Consider the following 19,715-nt stretch of genomic DNA (forward strand, 5'->3'; position numbering starts at 1 on the left):
TTACATTTTTTTGTAAAGCGTCATCAATTTTTCTCTGGTTATTTTAGACTTCCAATTTTTTCCAATAGCATTTTCCCAAAGTGGTTCTAAACTCAAAGCAACATCTATCATTGTATTAAATTGATCTTCATCCAAATCTGCGCAAATGCCTTGAGGTAATTCTATATTATGCTTAGCCTTCATTTTCTTAAACATTGTCACACCTTCTGGATAATACTCCTCAAGATGATCGAACACAATACAATTACCAATGCCATGCTTAACACCAAGTAAATAACCTAAGCCATAACTCATAGCATGTGCTACACCAACTTGAGAATATGCAATACTCATACCTCCATGCCAAGAAGCCATCATAAGTTTATCTTGTGCTTCTTCTTTACTTAAATTGTCTGTTAGAAAGATTTCCTGACAGAGTTCAAAAGCTTTTTCACCATAACTTTGGCTAAAAGCGTTTAAGTAAGTTCCATTTAAAGATTCCACACAATGTACAAAACAATCCATACCCGTATAAAACCATTGATCATTTGGAACATCCTTTGTTAACTCTGGATCTAATATAACTTGATCAAAAGGAGTATAATCACTATTAATGCCCAGTTTACGTTCTGGACCAGTTAAAATAGTTGTACGCGAAACCTCCGCACCTGTGCCGGAAATTGTAGGAATGCCTACGTGATATATGGCAGGATACTTTATTAAATCCCAACCTTGATAATCTTTTGATTCACCTTTATTGGTTAGCATTAATGAAACTGCTTTTGCTATATCCATTACAATACCACCACCAATTCCAATTATACCAGACGGAAGCTCACTGTACTCTAGAATAATATCTTCAACAAGTTGATCTATTTGTGATGTTTTAGGCTCTTCAAGTGTTGGAACATAAATGATTTTATCTTTATAAGACAGCGTTATTCTTGAAGTTAACCAATGATTACCTTTAAAGACATCATCAACATAAAATATAAATGGTGCATTGCGTCCTTTGCGCTTTTGAGCAAGAATTTCATCTAACTGATTGAAACTTCCCCTCCCAAATACAACTCTGGACACCATTGGATAATTTTTATATATCATTTACTCTATAATCTTTAACAAAAATATAAACTTAGTTTATTTATTAAGGTCGAAAAAATTTAAAATTTCATTCAAACTTTCAACGGTTATATATTCTGCGCCATTTATCTCTTTATTATTTACAACTTCGTGTTGCCAAGTTGTATGAAATGGTACATGTATGGCTTTAGCTCCAATATTTACCAATGGCAATATATCAGATTTCAACGAATTACCTATCATCAAAAACTCAGAAGGTTTAATATCTAAATGTTTTAAAAGCTTCTGATAATTAGCTTCTTGCTTTTCACTTAGGACTTCAATATGATGAAAATACTGCAATAAACCCGATTTTTCCAATTTTCTTTCTTGGTCTAGCAAATCGCCTTTAGTTGCAACAATTAATCTATAATCTTTAGACAAGGCTTTTAGTACTTGTTCAACACCATCTAATAATTCAATGGGTTTATTTATCATGTCTTTGCCAATGTCTAGCATTTTAGCAATAATTTTATTAGATACTGTTCCGTTAGATAGTTCTATTGCCATTTCTATCATAGACAGTATAAAGCCTTTTACACCGTAACCATAAGTTGGAAGGTTTTTTATTTCCATCATAAATAGTTCCTGGTCAATTTTGTTAGGAGTTTCATAATGCGATAATAACCTACCTACTTCTTCTTCAGCTTCGCGAAAATAAGTTTCGTTTACCCAAAGTGTGTCATCAGCATCGAAGCCTATTATTTTTATGTCTTTATAATTTACTTCCACAAACGCTTAGCTCTTTCTAAATCTTCAGGTGTATCAATCTCTACACCTTGTACCTCTGTTTCAACCATTTTTATGCGCTTGCCATATTCCAAATAGCGAATACACTCAATTTTTTCGGTTGCTTCAATAAATTGCATTGGTAAAATCGTAAAATCTAATAATGCTTGTTTTCTAAAAGCGTAAATGCCCTTATGCTTAAAATATCTGGCACCAGCTTCTTTATCTCTTGGATATGGAATTGGGCTTCTAGAAAAATACAATGCAAAATTATTTTGGTCTACGATAACCTTAACCGTATTAGGGTTATGGATTTCGTCCCAATCTTTTATTTCAACCATTAAAGAGGCCAAATCTATTTCTTTGTCTTTATCATCCTTAAAAACCTCAAGAACTTTGCGTAAACTCTCTCGCTCAGTAAAAGGTTCATCTCCTTGCACATTAACCACAATATCGCAATCAACATTAGCTACAGCTTCAGCAATCCTGTCACTTCCAGATTCGTGCTCAGTTTTACTCATTATGGCTTTGCCTCCATTGTTCACTATTTCATCATAGATAATAGCACTATCGGTAACAACATAAACTTCACTAAAAAGTTGAGTAGCTACAGTTGCTTCGTAAGTTCTTAGAATTACAGATTTACCAGCTAAATTTTGCATTAATTTACCTGGAAAACGTGATGCACTATAACGTGCAGGTATCATGGATATAATCTTCATATATCTATTTTAGACAATCTCAAAAATACGGTTTTAAGATGATTTAGGGGTTTTAGGCTTCAACTTTTTATAAAGCCTAAATACAATATAAAAAATGAATATAACTAAAATTATTGCCAATATGGGCAGAAATATAGAAACTATAGACATTACTATAGATGTAACGGTTTCTACTGTTGATACAACCGGATTGGCAATACCTGCGGTCGAAACCGTAGAACCCAAACGCGTTGCACCAACAGAACCTTTTATTGCTGCGGCTGTACCTCCTCCAGCTATAATAGCTAATGACCAAGTAATAACAGGACTTAAATCTGCCACAGTTGATACCATTACTGCTGTACCAGCAACTGTTGCAAGTGGAATAGCAATAGTATCCAAAGCATTATCAATAAATGGAATGTAGTAGGCAATAATTTCTACTAAAGTTGCAATACCTAAAGTTATCAAAGCTGCTGTGCTACCTATCCAAGACCACGATTCATTAAGTTCCCAAAAATTGAAATAAGCTGCTAAACTTAAAGCGAATAACGGTAAAAAGACTCTAAAACCAACAGAAGCTGCAAGTCCAATGCCTAGACAAATACTTAAGATAGTTTCTACTGTCATTCCCATCTGTCATTTTTTGACATCTTCCCAATGGGAAGAATTATATTAATTATTTTCGGTAAACATTTCATCTTTAAAACCTATAAGATATAATTTTTCTTTAGCTCTGGTAACAGCTGTGTAAAGCCAACGTATATAATCCTTATCCATACCATTAGGTAAATAAGGTTGCTCAACAAAAATGGTATTCCATTGACCACCTTGAGATTTATGGCAAGTAATAGCGTAAGAGAACTTTACTTGTAAAGCATTAAAAAATGGATTGTTCTTTACTCCCAGAAATTTTTTGTAGTTAGAAGTTTCATCTTCATAATCTTTAGAAACCTCCTCATACAAACGGTTAGATTCCTCGTAGCTAAGTGAAGCACTTTCAACATCAATAGTATCTAATAACAATACTGTTTCAAAAGGTCTCATACGAGGATAATCGACCATTTTCACCTTAACTTCAGCAAATTTAAAACCATACAACTCCTTAATACTAAATATCTCCAATACCTCAATAATGTCTCCATTTGCTATAAAACCAGCTTCTGTAGTTGGTTTTATCCAAAAATAGTTGTTCTTAACTACCATTAAAAAATCACCAGTAGATAACTCACTTTCATTAAACAGAATGCGTTGGCGAATTTGCTGGTTATACATGTTTGCTCGTTTGTTACTACGAACAATTATAGCCGTTTCCTCATAACCATCTTTACTATAAGCATCATTAATAGCATCCATAATTTCATAACCATCAACAAGTCTAACAATGTCTTTATAGGCTTGAACATTAAATTTAAAGCTTTCGTAAAAACTAGTTTCTAACACAGCCCTTAACTCTGTTGCATTATCTAAAATGCCAGAATTTTGTTCTTGTCTAACCACTTCATCGAGTTCCATACCAAAAACGTTCTTATTATAATTTAAGCTGAGTTTGTCTTCATCTAAGGCTGGACTTAAATCCGATTTTATAGGTGGCAGTTGAGCCTTATCACCTATTAGTAAAAGTTTGCAATTATGTCCGGAATAGACATACTGCATTAAATCATCTAATAAAGAACCATTTTCAAAAAGTTTAGAATCTGAAGGCAAATCCGGAATCATAGATGCCTCATCTACAATAAAAATAGTATTTCTGTGTTTGTTAGGCTGCATTACAAATTTAACGCCTCCGCCTTTATTTTTCTTCGGAAAGTAAATCTTTTTATGAATGGTAAACGCTTCTTTCTTTGCATAATTAGAAATTACTTTGGCAGCTCTACCAGTTGGAGCTAAAAGCACAGCACTTTTTTTTGCCTGCCATAAATTATTGACTATTGTACCTGTAATACTTGTTTTTCCAGTTCCTGCATAACCTTTGAGTAGATAAATTGAATTATTGGAATTTTCAAAAATAAACTGAGACAACTGCATCAGTACCATATCTTGCTTAGAAGTTGGCTGAAATGGAAACTTTGATTTTATTAAAGAATAGAATGCAGAAGCATTGGTAATCATAAAAAATAAATATTTAAGCAATATAACATTATTCTATATTTTAAGGGTGTTTATACCTTTTGTGTTTTATTTTGAATGATTTTTAATTAGATAATTTTTGCGAACAAAAAAAAATTGTAGATTTGTGATAGACCTAATTAATAAACTAAAATATGAAAGTAATTATAGCGATTGTAGTTATTATTTTATTAACCATTGCCATTGTATGGTTAATAGACAAATTTGTTCCTAAAAAATTAAAACCAATTATTCACTTGGTCCTTTGGGCACTGATTATTTACTTAGGTTATATTACATTTATGTCGGTTTATAAAGAAATTCAATTTAACCAACTGAAAGAAAAACGTTTTGCAGTAGTTATTGACCGCTTAATTGACATTAGAGATTCTCAATTGGCATACAAAGAAGTTAACGGAGAATATGCTGGTAGTTTTGACAAACTTATCAACTTTGTAGAAAACGGTAAAGTACCAATTACACAAAGACGTGATACATTAGTTTTAGATAAAGAAAGAACAAGAGCTTTTGGTGGTGTTGAAACCATGAAAACTATTACACTTATAGATACTTTGAGTTACTACACAGTAAAAGATTCTATCTTTAAAGGAAGTGATCGTTATAAAACTATGGACGATGTTGGTATTGGTGAAAAAGGAGCTAAATTTACTTTAAAGGCTGATAAATTAGACGACATTGCTGTTTTTGAAGTTAAAGTTGATAAAGCTGTAATATTGCACGATCAAGACAAATATTTAATAGAGAAAGAGAAACAAGTAGTTTCAGTAGATGGCGTAAACGGACCAACACTAAAAGTAGGTTCTCTTGAAGAGGTTAACACTACAGGAAACTGGCCTAAAAACTATTCAAAAAAAGAGTAAGTTTTGACAAAAAATAATATTAAAGAATTGTCCATTCAAGTAAATTTGAATGGGCTTTCTTTTTGTATTCTAAATAGAACTTCAAATACTATTGAATTTCTTAACCATTTGCCTTTTGAGCATAAGCTTACTCCTTTTGATGTGCTCAATAGGCTAAAAACTGAGTTGAGTAGTAATACTGTTTTTTCTGATGAATTTAATTCGGTGATTGTGATTCATCAAAACGAATTAGCATCCTTAGTACCAAAAACGCTATACGATGAAAACCATAAGGTGGACTATTTAAAGTTTAATGCCAAAATTTTAAAAACAGATTTTATAACACAAGATGAAATTGCAATCAACGATAGCATCAACGTGTATATCCCTTATGTAAATATTAATAACTATATTTTTGAAACCTTTGGTGCCTTTGTCTATAAACATTCTTCAACCGTTTTAGTAGATACCATATTACAAAAGTATTCGGTAAAAGAAACACCAGAAGTTTATATAAATATCAATAGTTCTACCATAGAAGTGTGTGTCGTTGACAACAAACAACTACAACTGTTTAATGTCTTTGAATATCACAGCAAAGAAGATTTTATATACTATATTTTATTCGTTTTTGAACAGTTAAAACTAGATGCTGAAGTCACCCAAATTAAGCTAAGTGGTAGTATTAAAAAAGATGATGAATTGTTTAATATTCTTTATACCTACATAAGACACGTAGATATTATTAAGCCAGAATTTAGCTTTAACTTTTCAGTAGGTATTGATAAACAAAACCTTCACAATCATTATTTAATTCTCAGCTCCTTGTAATGCGTATTATTTCTGGGATATTTAAAGGTAGAAAAATACAGGCTCCAAAAAAATTACCTGTAAGGCCAACTACTGACATGGCAAAAGAAGCCTTATTTAACATCTTAAATAATCAGTATTATTTTGATGATATTTCGGTATTGGATTTATTCTCAGGAACAGGAAACATCAGTTACGAATTTGCTTCCAGAGGTACAGAACAAATCACAGCTGTGGATGCCAATTACGGCTGCATTAAGTTTATAAATGAAACTGCCGAAGCCTTTGATATGACTATACAAACCATTAAAAGCGACGTATTTAAGTTTCTCGAAAATTCAAAACTAAAATACACCATCATTTTTGCAGACCCACCATATAATTTTGATGTTGAAGCCTTTTCAAAAATACCAGAATTGGTATTTGAAAATCAGCTTTTAGAAGATGAAGGTGTACTTATCGTAGAACATTCTAAACATACAGATTTAAGTGATTTAGAACATTACGCTTATTCAAAGAGTTATGGAGGTAATATGTTTAGTTTTTTTGAAATTAATTGATTTTCAGTATTGTAGGGCGTTTCCCAATTAAATATTTTCACTACATTTAACAGCCTTTGCAAATTTCTTTGCAGTATTTCTACATGTTTTATATATCAATTGTTGTGGTATAAGCTATTAATTAAAACCAAAACAATTATGAAAATTTCAAAAAAAATTATTGTATTAGCGTTGCTAATGCTAGGAATTAGCTTTAATGCTAATGCACAAGAACCAGAAGTAACGCTCGATTTTGACAATTCTAAAGTTGCAGAAAAACTTTTGAGATCGTACACACAAGCATTACAAAAAGGAGATGTAAGTGGTATGAATGCCCAACTCCATGAAAAAGCCATGATTTATGGTTTAGGAGGAGGATTGGATTCTTTAAACGTTAAACAGCACAAGGACTATTTTACCAATAGCACCAATCAATATACCCATAAGATTATAAATGATCTCTATTTACCTGTTAAAGTGGAAAACAATTGGAACGAAGGAGAATGGTTATTGTCTTGGGGAACAAACACGCTTACCAACAAGAAATCTGGTAAGAAAATTGTAGTTCCATACCATTCGGTTTCTAGAATAGAAAATGGTAAAATTGTCTATATGCGCTATTTCTATGATATACTTAACATTGCAGAAAGTCAAGGATATACGCTCACACCACCTAAAGAATAATACAACTAAAACAAAAAAATAAACCCTTTGTAGAAAATCTACAAAGGGCTTTTTTATACTTAAGCAAATCTATAAGCCGAATTCTGTTCATTCTGAACTCGTTTCAGAATCACTTCTTTACAAGAACAAAACTACCTTATCATTTATCTACATTTACTGTTACCAGTAAACTTTAGCTGCCTACCCTCCAACAATCGAGCGTGCAGCCCTCAAGCGTTGGTATACATGACATTGCACCTCATAGAGTTTACCTGATTTCACTACAGCATTACCTGTACATACTTTCTGTTGCACTTTTCCTCACCTTTCGATGGATGGCTGTTAGCCACTATGATTGCACTATGGTGTTCGGACTTTCCTACCCTAAATAAATTTAGGATCGATAAGGCGATCTACTCGAGCGCAAAAGTACACAAATTGTTAATAACTCATATTAAATTTAAGTCCTTATAAATGGCTATTTATAGGTTATTCTTAAATTTGTATTTCAGTTATTTTTCAATGGAACATTTCGTAGTATCAGCTCGTAAATATAGACCGCAAACCTTTAAGGATGTTGTGGGTCAACAGGCTATTACCAATACACTACTTAATGCTATAGAAAACAATCATTTAGCACAAGCCTTGTTATTTACAGGTCCTCGTGGTGTTGGTAAAACAACATGTGCTCGTATTTTGGCTAAAATGATAAATAGTGATGGTAACACTAGTGAAGACGAAGATTTTGCTTTCAATATTTTTGAACTCGATGCAGCCTCTAACAATTCTGTTGATGACATTAGAAACTTAACAGACCAAGTTAGGATTCCTCCACAAGTTGGTAAATACAAAGTGTATATTATTGATGAGGTACATATGTTATCTGCAGCGGCATTTAATGCGTTTTTAAAAACTTTAGAAGAGCCACCAAAGCACTGCATTTTTATACTTGCAACTACGGAAAAGCACAAAATAATACCTACTATTTTATCACGTTGCCAGATATTCGATTTTAAACGAATTTCAGTAACTGATGCTAAGGAGTATTTAAAGTTTGTTGCTAACGAGCAAGGGATTGCTGCAGAAGACGACGCACTTCATATTATTGCTCAAAAAGCAGATGGAGCTATGCGAGATGCCTTATCTATTTTTGACCGTGTGGTTAGTTTTTCTGGTAAAAACCTAACAAGACAAGCCGTTACAGAAAATCTTAACGTACTTGATTACGAAACGTATTTTGAAAGCACAGATTTAATTTTACAAAATAAAATTCCGGAATTACTCATTCAATTCAACACTATACTATCCAAAGGTTTTGATGGTCACCATTACATCGCTGGCTTAGCATCTCATTTTAGGGATTTAATGGTCTGTAAAAATCAAGCAACCATTAATTTACTAGAAGTAGGCGAAGAAACCAAAACCAAGTATGTTGAGCAGTGTCTAAAAACTTCCAACGAGTTTTTAATGAAAGGTATTCATCTTGCTAATGATTGCGATTTAAAATATAAGACCAGTAAAAATCAGCGCCTATTAGTAGAATTAACACTTATGCAATTAGCCTCTATCACTTTTGATGGAGAAAAAAAAAATAGCAAGAACTACATAATTCCACCATCTTACTTTAAGGCAAAAGGTATTACTCCGATTCCTGTAAAAAGACCTCAAGAGGACGTTAAAACCACAGAAAAGCAACCAGAACACAAGGAAAAACCAATCCAAAAAGCACCTAGCACAGCAGTTGCTGAACCTGTTGCTATTTCTAAAATTTCAATAGATAAAGCCAAGAAAAACACATCTGGTTTATCACTAAAAAGCATTAGAGAAAAGAAAGAGCATCAAATCCGTCAACTAGATGTTGTTATTGATGAAGAAGATTTACCAAAGGAGCCTGTAACACAAGAAGCCTTGACTGAAGCTTGGAATGCTTATGCCACTTCTATGGATAAAAAGGGTGAAAAAATTATGGCATCCATTCTACAAATGGATTCACCGAAGTTAAAAGGTACTGCAATACAATTGACCTACTCTAACAATACCAACAAAATCGAATTAGAACGTGCCCAATTTCCATTATTAGCATATTTGCGCAAAACTTTAATGAATTTTGATTTACATCTAGAAATTACCGTAAACGAAGAAGTAGCAAAAAAATACGCATTTACCGCAAAAGAGAAATATGATAAACTTAAAGAGAAAAACCCTAATATTGAACTGCTTAGAAAAACATTTGGATTAGACATTTAATACTATGAGATATTTTATTGGACTTTTATTACTCTTATTTATTGCTTCGGTAAGCTGTGAAGGCAGAAAATCATCAAGCCAAGCATTGGCAGAAGATGTTGAAGAGTTTATAAAAAACGTTACTACTGAAGTAGATATATATGTTCCAAAGGATTATACGGAACGTGAGGTTGACACCTTAATGAACAACGGCTATAGCATTAAAATAAAAACGTATTCTGATATGGAAAACAGTGTGCTTTTTACTAAAATAAAAGACACTGTAAACTATCAAACCTACTATAGAAATTTCAAATTTGATATTCTTGTTAAGATAGACAATAAAGTCATCTACGACGAAACTTTTGACAAAAAAAGGGTGAACAAGGCTTTAAACTTGAAGCCAAATTACACTTCAGGTTCAAGCCTTTACAATTTTGACAAATTAGCTGTTCTAAAATCTATTGAGCTAAATAACGACCCAACACTCAACAACCAGGTGGTAATAGACGTATTGTATGAAATACCAAATTCTAATAAACAAGCACTGCATCAATTAATTATTGATGATAGAGGAAAAGCAAATTTTGTATATATCAAATAAAAAAGGTCATGCTAGGACTTAAATTACCAACAGACCCAAGATGGGTAAACATTGTTGAAAAAAATATCGAAGAAATTTTAACAGATCATGCCTACTGTGAGCAAAAGGCAGCAAGTACTGCTATTTCTCTTATTGTAAGTTTTCCTGAATATACTGAATTGGTAAATGAGATGATTGATTTGGTCGAGGAAGAAATGAGTCATTTTAAGATGGTGCACGACTTAATTTTAGAACGTGGTTGGATATTAGGACGCGACCGAAAAGATGATTACGTTATTGCATTATTAAAGTTTTTCCCAAAAGGTGGTAGCAGAACAACGCAATTGGTACATCGCTTATTATATGCTGCATTAATAGAAGCCAGAAGTTGCGAGCGCTTTAGATTACTTTCCGAAGAATTAGAAGATAAAAAATTAGCAACGTTTTATAGAAAATTAATGATTAGCGAAGCTAACCATTATACCATGTTTTTAAACTTTGCCAGACAATATGGAGAACGAAAAGATGTTGATAAAAAATGGCAGCAACTCCTTGATTACGAAGCTGAAATAATGAAGGACTTAGGGAATAAAGAAACTATTCATGGTTAAAAAAAGCCTCAACTAATGTTGAAGCTTTTCATTTTATTCAATAAAATATTTTTTTAAATTTTTATACCAAAACCAAATTGCATAACATGGTTTTTGGCTTCTAAATCGGTTAAATCTTTATCTAAAATATTAGATAAACCATACGAGAATCTCGCATCTACAAACAATTCGCTAGTAATCATATATTGTCCACCGATGACTCCAGAAAACGCAAATGTTGAAAATCCATCATCATTTTTCCAAGTCTTTAATGCTATTTGTGGACCAGCCATAAAAGACAAACGATCTGATGTAGAGAGCTGCAACAAAATAGGCATCTGAATATAATCTGCTCTAATGTCTTCATGCTTTCCACCTTCGGCAGACCATTGCAATTCTGTATGCAAAGCTAGCTCTTCAGAAAAACCATACTCAACAAAGCCTGCAAAGGCAAAACCATTACGGTGTTTGTTTTCAAAAGTTGCATCTGGTTCAAAATCAAGATTAGATACATTTAGTGCTCCTCTTACACCATATCTTATTTCTTGAGACATACATATAGTAGTAAAACACACTAATACTGAGGCAAGTAAAAATTTCTTCATAATAATCAATTTGAGACAACGAATATATATTTTAATTCTAAACTTTATATAATTTTTAAAAAAAAAGTGATTAATATTATTTTTTATTGTCTATAAATCAAATAGTTACACTTGAGACTGTTTCGTGATAGATACTCTTTATAATACCATCTGACAGTCCAATTTTAGGAACATAAATATCTTTTGCTCCACTCCATTTCATTGCAGACAGATAAATACGTGTTGCTGGAATAATAACATCTGCCCTATCCTGATTAAGATTTAGTTTGGTAATACGCTCTTCATAAGAATAGTTTTGTAACATTTTATAATAATTGGTGAGGTAAAAATATGTAAGCGGTTTGCCAATGCTTTTACCAGATATTTTGAAAATCTTGTTAATGTTACCACCAGAACCTATTAGCTCAATTTTATAATACTGCGCTGTATTTTCCTTAATCCATTTTTCTAACTCAATCCAGGTTTCGCTTTTTACAATATCGTTGAGCAATCTTACTGTTCCTATTTTAAAAGACTTAGATTTTATTTTTTTACCATTATGAATAATAGAAAACTCTGTACTACCTCCACCAACATCTACATATAAATACGTTCTATTAGGATCTATAAATGTATGTAAATCTGTTTCTGCAATAATTGCCGCTTCTTCTTCACCATCAATGATATCTATATTAATACCGCAGGTTTCAGCTATTTTTTTTGAAAGTGGTTCACTATTGTTAGCTTCTCGCATTGCAGAAGTTGCACATGCCTTATAACGCACAACACCATGCGACTTCATTAATAAACTAAATGCTTTCATTGTGTCAACCATACGTTCTTGGTTGTATTCTGATATTTCTCCTTTTAAAAACACATCTGCACCCAACCTAATAGGAACTCTGACTAAAGAATTCTTCTTAAAAACCACAGGTTCATCATTAAGTTCAATTATATTGGATATTAGAAGCCTAACTGCATTTGAACCAATATCTATCGCTGCATATTTCTGTATTTTTAGCATTTTATACTCCTAATTTGTTTGTGTAATATTTATAAGTGTCGAATTGTGCTCTAACTTTTGGCTTATCATTTCTACGATAAGTATTGTCTTGAGTTTCGTTAATTATACGTGCTTTTACGTTATCATTCCAACATATTTCGTACAACTCCTGCAATTCTTGTTTAATGTCTTTATCATAAATAGGACAACTTACTTCTACTCTATTGTCAATGTTCCTTGTCATCCAATCAGCTGAAGAAATATAAACCTTTGGGTTATCATTGTTACAGAAAATATACAATCGTGTATGTTCTAGAAATTTATCTATTATACTTATAATTTCTATATTTTCGCTCATTCCTTTTACACCTGGCACTAAACAGCACAATCCTCTAACAATCATCTGTACTTTTACACCAGCTCTACTTGCATCATACAGTTTATCAACCATTTTGTAGCTGCTTATACTATTCAACTTTAGTTTAATATAAGCTGGTTTTCCATTTTTTGCATTTTCAATTTCTTTATCGATTAATGCAAATATTTTTGATTTTGTATAATGTGGTGACGTAATAATATGTTTGTATCTATTGACTTTATAGTTAACTTCAAAAAAGTTAAACACCTTATTTATATCTTTTAAAATCTTTGGGTTTGCAGTTAATAATGTGAAATCTGTGTACACTTTTGCAGTGGATTCATTAAAGTTTCCTGTACTCACAAAACCATACCTAACTAATGTATCATTTTCTTCTCGCTCAATAACACACATTTTACAATGTACTTTTAATCCAGGTACTCCAAATAACATAATGACACCAGCATTTTGCATTTGTTCAGCATAATTAATATTAGCTTCTTCATCAAAACGTGCACGTAACTCAATAGATACAGTAACCTTTTTACCGTTTTTAGCAGCATTGATTAAAGAACTGGCAACATGAGAAATTTGAGCCAATCTATAGATTGTGATTTTAATAGTTTTTACCTTAGGATCCAATGCTGCTTCTCGCAAAAACTTAACAATATATGAGAATGTATGATAGGGAGTATAAACTAAGTAATCCTTTTTTTCGATGGTTTTGAAAATGCTTTCCTCAAAACTTAATCCCTTTACAGGTAGCTGCTTAATTTTCTTATATAATAAATCTGTTCTTCCTAAACTTGGAAAATCCATGTAATCTCTTCTATTATGATAACGTCCACCAGGTATTATACTATCTTTAGAGTCAATTTCCATTCGTTTTAAAAGAAAGTTTAAAGTATCTTCATCAATATTTTTATCGTACACAAATCTAACGGGTTCTCCACTTTGTCTATCCTTTACACTATCAGACAGCTTATCTATAAAACTTTTACTTAAATCACTATCAAAATCGAGCTCTCCATCACGTGTTATTTTAATCATGTGTGCGGTAATACTCTCATAATTAAAAATATTGAAAATATCATCTAAACAATAACGTAATAAGTCATCTATCATGATGATAGAATTGGAATTACCTTTCTTTGGCAATACAATAAAACGGTTTAATGCTTTTGAAATTTCAATCAGAGCAAACTGATCTTGATTATTGGAATTAGACATTTTTACCACTAAGTATCCTGAACTATCCTTTAATTCTGGAAGATCAAAATCTTCACTTAAAACTATAACAACAAGTGCCGAACTAACCTCTTGATAAAAATAATCTTTAATAAAATGATGTTGTTCTTCATCAATTTCTGTTTCATCAATAATGTGAATATTTTCTCTCTCTAGTTCTTTGTATATAGAATCTAAAATTTCTAAACTTTCACTTTGTTGATTAATTACTATTTGGGTAATTTCTTCTAATAGATCACTTGCCTTAATACCACCTAACTCTGTTTTAGCACCTTTACCTGCTTCATCTATTCGCTTTACAGTAGCATATCTAACTTTAAAAAATTCATCTAGGTTATTGGAAAAAATACCAAGAAAACGTAATCGCTCAATTAATGGAACATTTTCATCTGCAGCTTCTTGTAGTACGCGAGCATTAAATTGCAACCAACTTAATTCTCTGTTTATATAAATATTCTTGTCTTTAGTCATTCTTTTAATTGCTTAGGGGTAATGATAAGTTCTGTTTTTCCTTTTTTAAGATCTTTCCAATCATTAATTTCAAAGTTCATTTTTACCAGCCCGCTGGTTGGCAAATTAGCTATAAATTTATCTCCAAATATATTTGCAATAGACGTGTATGCATGATTATGTCCAAAAATCATTGCATAATTAATGTCATTTGGTAAGCTTTTAACAAAATTGACAACACTTTCGCCACCAAAATCATATAAACTATTATCAATTTTAATAGAATTTTCTGACAAATCAAATGAATTGACAAAGATTTTGCATGTATCTAAAGCTCTTTTAGCTGGACTAGAGAAAAAATATTTTGGTATAAGATTTTCTTTAGCAAAATGCTTAGCAACCAATTTAGCGTCCTTGACACCTCTTGACTTTAACGGCCTTTCTGCGTCAGAAACATCATATTCCCAAGAGGATTTACCGTGCCTAACAAGTACAATTGTTTTCATATAGTATCGATTAAATGCATTTTTTACCGACAAAATGTTGCATAATTCCGTTTTAACGATTAATTTGCCGCTTTAACTCTAATGTTTGTTTATGATTTTAGTTATAAGTTCTTTTGTTTGTGTAAAATTAATGTAAATGACCCCAAATCAAAAATATATTAATCCATTCATTATTACATTTACGTTAATAATACTTCCCTCTATTTTTAGTATAAAACAATATGATTTTGTTGTCTCATAGATAATAAACTTTTTTAGCTACCATAAGTTTTGTAGCAATTAAGTGATTTATATATCAGCAACAATGTAGACATTATAAGTTATTATGTACAATATGAAAAACAAATACAATTGTATTTCAGTCGTGAGCATAAGAAAGGCTATGATTATAGCGCTTTTTATTATGCTTCCAGTTTTGCTAGTTGCTCAGCAATCACCCTCAATTCAAAGCGGTGTTACTTTTCAGTGGGAAGAAGCTATCCAACCTACCACAATAAGTCCTGCTACAATTAAGTCTATCACTATAGATGGACAATTGTACAATACTTTTGTGGTGCCTACCGCTTACGAAATGACCAGACTTGGACCTGACGGTCATGGGCCAAATAAAATTTTAAGGAATGGTATAACACTAGCAAATTCTAGTAATGTACCAAACTGGAACAGTATTGCCCTATCAGCTTTTCAGGACAAAAACCTAAATCATTACTTTACAGCTAATCCTAACGGTAGAAATATTTGTCTAAATTTTGCAGCTGTAGAAACTACCGATGCCCAAAAGCAAACTATTTTTTATTCACCATCAATTCCAGCCAATGAAGGAGGTGTATTAGCAGTTACAGAACGTAATGTTAACAATTGCTTCCACATCGCCATATATGGAACACCTTTGGGAGGTGGTCCTGAACAACTTTTAGGACAAACTTTTGTTAGACCAAATAACGGTGCACTTTCTGGACCTCAAAATGGTCCACCAAACCCAAATACAGATTACTGGAGATCAAATAGAGTTGTTGAAAATAATGGTACCATAGGTATAGCTTTGTTTTATCTTAGTGATATAGTACCAACAGGATCTAAAATAACTAAAATAGAATTTAATGCATCCACAAGAGATCATGGTGACGGTAAATTCTTCTTATTGCAAAAGTATGCCGTTGACCAAGTTGAAGTTGAATGTATAGATGACAAGTTTGATGGCGATTTGAATTTTCATAACAACGTTCCAAATAATTCAACATACTCTTTAGTATCAGGCCCTACACCTGCTGGTCAAGATTTTATTCTTCAACCAAATGGTATGTATTCTTATACACCAATGCCTGGTTTTACAGGAGATGTAACATTTGAATACGAAGTATGTTTACCTCCTCCTAATACTTCAGTTTGTGATAGAGCAACGGTAACTATGACTTTTGTTAATCTACCTACAATGCCAGAGGCTAATGTAAGTTGTGGATCTGGAGACGATGATTTTACAATTACAGTAACAAGTCCTTTAGGATCAGAATATGAATATTCTCTAAACGGTGGACCATATCAAAGCTCCCCAGATTTCAACAATCTACCAGAAGGGTCTTACACATTATCTGTACAAAGTACATATTCTCTTTGCTCCAATATGAATCCAACACCAATAATTTTGGATAATTTAGAGCTTTCGGGAACCGTATCTAATGTGTTATGTAAATCAGATGCCTCAGGTGCGATTGATATATCTGTATCAGGAGGTAAGTTACCATATACGTATTCCTGGAGTAATGGTGCTACCACAGAAGACATATCTGGTATAATTGCAGGAAACTACACAGTTACAATTACTGACGCCAACGGATGTACTATATCTGATGACTATACCGTTAGCGAGCCTACTGAAATATTAACATCAACAATTAATTCAACGACAGATGTGCTTTGTAATGGAGATGCTACAGGTGCAATTGACTTAACAATTTCTGGTGGTACAGCTCCATATACTGTATTATGGGACAATGGCTCTACGAATCAAGATCTTTCCAATTTAGCAGCAGGTGACTATGAAGTTACTATTACTGATGCAAATGGATGTACAACTACCAACAATGCCACTATTAATCAGCCAAGTGAAACCCTATCAGCTACAGTAACAAATATTACCAATGTAGATTGTAATGGAGGCGCAAACGGAAGTATTACAGTTGAAGCTGCAGGAGGTACTAGTCCATATCAATATTCTATAGATAATGGAGCTACAAACCAAGGTAGTGGTCTTTTTGAAAACTTAACAGCTGGAGCTTATACTATTCTTATTACAGATGATAACGATTGTACTACTACAGTCAATGCAACAGTTACGCAACCTAATACATTAACAGTATCTATTGTTGATGTAAATGATGTAGACTGTTCTGGAGAAGCTTCTGGTGACATTACAATTGAAGTTAATGGTGGAACTCAACCGTATTCTTATTCGTGGAGTAATTCTGCTACAAGTCAAAATCTAACAGATATCATTGCTGGTAATTATACAGTTACTGTTACTGATGCAAACGGATGCACAGCTTCAACAAATACTACGGTTTCAGAACCTGCTAATCCTTTAAGTATAAACATTAGTAAAATTGATGCAAATACTGCTCAAGGATGTACAAATGGGCAAGCAACTGCAGATGTTTCGGGTGGTACTGCTCCATATAGCTACTTATGGAGTGCATCAGCTAATAACCAAACAAATGCTACTGCTACTAACTTACCAGTTGGCACACATTCGGTTACTGTTACTGATGCCAACGGTTGTCAACTTACCCAAAGTATAGTTATTGTATGTGTAAATACATGTGATGCTGAAATAACCATTGGAAATATAACCAATGTGCTTTGTGTTGGTGATGCAACAGGTTCTGGTACAGTATCGGCAAGTTCTAATGCCAATCCTGGAGCTACATTTACATTTACATGGAGTAATGGTCAAGTAGATTCTGGTGTTACATCTAGTACAATCAACAATGTTACTGCTGGTGTTTATGATGTTAGCGTTACTATTGATGGAACGGTTTGTCAACCTGTTGAAGAAACAATCTCTATTACAGAACCAAATAATGCTTTAGATTTAACTGTTTCATCCACAGACGAAATGGGTCCATCTACAGGAGATGGTACAGCGAGTGCTACGGCTACAGGTGGTGTAGAACCTTATACTTTCTTATGGTCTCCAGGAGGTGAAACTACTCAAAATATTTCCGGATTAACTTCTGGTACTTATACTGTAACAGTAACAGATGCTAATGGATGTACAGATACTTCAACTGTAACTGTTAATCCTGGAACTTGTAAGAATTTATCAATTTCTGGATCTTCTACTCCTGTGACATGTAACGGAGAAAGTAACGGTACAGTAACAGCTGTAGTGTCTAATGGAACTGGTCCTTTTACTTATGCATGGGATACTTTGCCAGATACAACATCAAGCGTTTCAAATTTACCTGCTGGAAGTTATACTGTAACAGTAACCGACCAAACAACACTTTGTACTCAAAGCACAACTATAACTGTTAATGAACCTAACGCTTTAAGTTCTGATATTGCAGTAACAAATATTTTATGTAAAGGTGATAGTACTGGATCTGTTGATTTAACCGTAAACGGTGGAACTCCACCATATACTTATTTATGGAATACTGGTGCTACTACTGAAGATTTAGTAAATGTTATTGCTGGTACTTATTCTGTAACTATCACAGATTTTAATGGTTGTACTACAACCAATCAGTCAACTGTTCAAGAACCTTCAGAAAATGTTTCTGGCTCAATAACACAAATTACAAATGTTGATTGTTCTGGTCAAAGTACAGGAAGTATTACTGCCGAAGGTACTGGTGGAATACCTCCATATACTTACTCTATTGATAGCGGAAGTACTAGTCAAACAAATGGTCTTTTTGAAAATCTAGCTTCAGGAACTTATACAATTTTAATTACTGATGCCAATGGCTGTATATATAATGTAAGCGGTACAATTGAAACCGATGATTCTGAAAACCCAGAAATCTCAGCTCCTTCTACTATAACTATTGAAGGTTGCTCTGCAAGTGATATTACAAGTTCTAATGCTTTGTTCGCATATAGTACTGTTGAATCAGGAGACGTACAAGGAATATTTGCTTCTAACGTGGACTATAATGCTTCAGATGATTTTAATATTGAAAGCATAACATATATTGATGTAATTACATCGACTAATAATTGTCCAATTACAGTATTAAGAACATTTACTATCACTGATAATTGTGGTAATAGTGCAACAACAACGCAAACTATAACTGTTCAAGACACTACACCTCCAACGTTTACTGCACCTGCAGATTTAACCATTGAGTGTGATGTTGACCCTACTGACCTTAGCATTACTGGTGATGTAACCGATGAAGCGGACAACTGCTCTAATGGTCTTGAAGCAACTTACAGTGATACTGTGGCTGCTGGAAGCTGTGCTAATGAATCGACAATCACACGTACTTGGTCATTGACTGATGAGTGTAACAACACGACTACTTTAGTTCAAACTATTAATGTGGTGGATACTACGGCACCTACATTTACTGTGCCTACAGATTTAACAATCGAATGTGATGTTGACTCTACTGATCTTAGCATTACTGGTGATGTAACGGATGAGG

Annotated in this window: 17 protein-coding genes and 1 other RNA gene; 8 read left to right on the forward strand and 10 right to left on the reverse strand. The window is 32.9% G+C overall.

All coding sequences use genetic code 11. From position 1 onward, the window contains the following. The 5 genes from ACFFGA_RS14730 to ACFFGA_RS14750 are packed head-to-tail and all read right to left on the reverse strand — an operon-like array spanning position 1 to position 4,643. Positions 1 to 1,083 carry an iron-containing alcohol dehydrogenase family protein gene (locus ACFFGA_RS14730; protein WP_386065147.1) on the reverse strand — a complete coding sequence of 361 codons (1,083 nt, stop codon included), beginning with the start codon at positions 1,081 to 1,083 and terminating at the stop codon, positions 1 to 3. A gap of 36 nt (positions 1,084 to 1,119) precedes the next feature. Next, on the reverse strand, positions 1,120 to 1,833 hold the full coding sequence (locus ACFFGA_RS14735) for an HAD family hydrolase (RefSeq protein WP_386065149.1): 714 nt from the start codon (positions 1,831 to 1,833) through the stop codon (positions 1,120 to 1,122). Beyond that, complete coding sequence (gene kdsB, locus ACFFGA_RS14740; RefSeq protein ID WP_386065151.1) at positions 1,824 to 2,552, reverse strand: 3-deoxy-manno-octulosonate cytidylyltransferase; 729 nt, start codon at positions 2,550 to 2,552, stop codon at positions 1,824 to 1,826. The genes ACFFGA_RS14735 and kdsB overlap by 10 nt, the downstream gene beginning before the upstream one ends. A gap of 33 nt (positions 2,553 to 2,585) precedes the next feature. Further along, a complete protein-coding gene (locus tag ACFFGA_RS14745) occupies positions 2,586 to 3,161 on the reverse strand; it encodes a DUF4126 domain-containing protein (protein WP_386065192.1) in 576 nt (191 codons plus the stop codon). A gap of 45 nt (positions 3,162 to 3,206) precedes the next feature. Continuing rightward, positions 3,207 to 4,643 carry an ATP-dependent DNA helicase gene (locus ACFFGA_RS14750; RefSeq protein ID WP_386065153.1) on the reverse strand — a complete coding sequence of 479 codons (1,437 nt, stop codon included), beginning with the start codon at positions 4,641 to 4,643 and terminating at the stop codon, positions 3,207 to 3,209. 152 nt (positions 4,644 to 4,795) lie between these two features. On the opposite strand from ACFFGA_RS14750, the gene ACFFGA_RS14755 reads away from it, so the two are divergent. The 4 genes from ACFFGA_RS14755 to ACFFGA_RS14770 all read left to right on the forward strand — a co-directional run bounded on the left by ACFFGA_RS14755 (position 4,796) and on the right by ACFFGA_RS14770 (position 7,533). Beyond that, positions 4,796 to 5,521, forward strand: coding sequence for a hypothetical protein (locus ACFFGA_RS14755; protein WP_386065154.1), 726 nt, complete (start codon positions 4,796 to 4,798; stop codon positions 5,519 to 5,521). 3 nt (positions 5,522 to 5,524) lie between these two features. Further along, complete coding sequence (locus tag ACFFGA_RS14760; protein WP_386065156.1) at positions 5,525 to 6,331, forward strand: DUF3822 family protein; 807 nt, start codon at positions 5,525 to 5,527, stop codon at positions 6,329 to 6,331. Next, positions 6,331 to 6,870 carry a 16S rRNA (guanine(966)-N(2))-methyltransferase RsmD gene (gene rsmD, locus ACFFGA_RS14765; RefSeq protein WP_386065158.1) on the forward strand — a complete coding sequence of 180 codons (540 nt, stop codon included), beginning with the start codon at positions 6,331 to 6,333 and terminating at the stop codon, positions 6,868 to 6,870. The genes ACFFGA_RS14760 and rsmD overlap by 1 nt, the downstream gene beginning before the upstream one ends. Before the next feature lie 138 nt (positions 6,871 to 7,008). Continuing rightward, positions 7,009 to 7,533 (forward strand): nuclear transport factor 2 family protein, encoded by a 525-nt coding sequence (locus ACFFGA_RS14770; RefSeq protein WP_386065160.1) that lies wholly within the window; start codon positions 7,009 to 7,011, stop codon positions 7,531 to 7,533. A 56-nt stretch (positions 7,534 to 7,589) separates the two neighbouring features. Here ACFFGA_RS14770 and rnpB read toward each other — a convergent pair. Next, an RNA gene (rnpB, locus tag ACFFGA_RS14775) (RNase P RNA component class A) lies at positions 7,590 to 7,932 on the reverse strand. Between the two features lie 102 nt (positions 7,933 to 8,034). Between rnpB and dnaX the strand changes: the two genes are divergently transcribed. Genes dnaX through ACFFGA_RS14790 form a run of 3 tightly spaced genes read left to right on the forward strand, consistent with a single transcriptional unit; the run spans position 8,035 to position 10,932 of the window. Further along, positions 8,035 to 9,759 carry a DNA polymerase III subunit gamma/tau gene (gene dnaX, locus ACFFGA_RS14780; protein WP_386065162.1) on the forward strand — a complete coding sequence of 575 codons (1,725 nt, stop codon included), beginning with the start codon at positions 8,035 to 8,037 and terminating at the stop codon, positions 9,757 to 9,759. Positions 9,760 to 9,763: 4 nt separating this feature from the next. After that, a complete protein-coding gene (locus tag ACFFGA_RS14785; RefSeq protein WP_386065164.1) occupies positions 9,764 to 10,342 on the forward strand; it encodes a hypothetical protein in 579 nt (192 codons plus the stop codon). Positions 10,343 to 10,350: 8 nt separating this feature from the next. Next, on the forward strand, positions 10,351 to 10,932 hold the full coding sequence (locus tag ACFFGA_RS14790; protein ID WP_386065166.1) for a MiaE family protein: 582 nt from the start codon (positions 10,351 to 10,353) through the stop codon (positions 10,930 to 10,932). Between the two features lie 53 nt (positions 10,933 to 10,985). Here the strand turns inward: ACFFGA_RS14790 and ACFFGA_RS14795 are convergent, their stop codons facing one another. From ACFFGA_RS14795 to ACFFGA_RS14810, 4 genes are all read right to left on the reverse strand, one after another. Then, positions 10,986 to 11,516: a porin family protein gene (locus ACFFGA_RS14795; protein WP_386065168.1), complete on the reverse strand. Its 531-nt coding sequence runs from the start codon at positions 11,514 to 11,516 to the stop codon at positions 10,986 to 10,988. Positions 11,517 to 11,613: 97 nt separating this feature from the next. Beyond that, positions 11,614 to 12,519: a Ppx/GppA phosphatase family protein gene (locus ACFFGA_RS14800; RefSeq protein WP_386065170.1), complete on the reverse strand. Its 906-nt coding sequence runs from the start codon at positions 12,517 to 12,519 to the stop codon at positions 11,614 to 11,616. Between the two features lies 1 nt (position 12,520). Beyond that, a complete protein-coding gene (gene ppk1, locus ACFFGA_RS14805) occupies positions 12,521 to 14,575 on the reverse strand; it encodes a polyphosphate kinase 1 (protein ID WP_386065172.1) in 2,055 nt (684 codons plus the stop codon). Then, positions 14,572 to 15,060, reverse strand: a complete 489-nt coding sequence (locus ACFFGA_RS14810) for a SixA phosphatase family protein (RefSeq protein ID WP_386065174.1) — start codon at positions 15,058 to 15,060, stop codon at positions 14,572 to 14,574. The genes ppk1 and ACFFGA_RS14810 overlap by 4 nt, the downstream gene beginning before the upstream one ends. A gap of 334 nt (positions 15,061 to 15,394) precedes the next feature. Here ACFFGA_RS14810 and ACFFGA_RS14815 point away from each other — a divergent pair. Then, positions 15,395 to 19,715: beta strand repeat-containing protein (locus tag ACFFGA_RS14815; protein WP_386065176.1), on the forward strand; the 4,321-nt coding region annotated here is incomplete at its 3' end.

This window comes from Winogradskyella pulchriflava, assembly GCF_042434315.1.
Classification (GTDB): Bacteria; Bacteroidota; Bacteroidia; order Flavobacteriales; family Flavobacteriaceae; genus Winogradskyella; species Winogradskyella pulchriflava.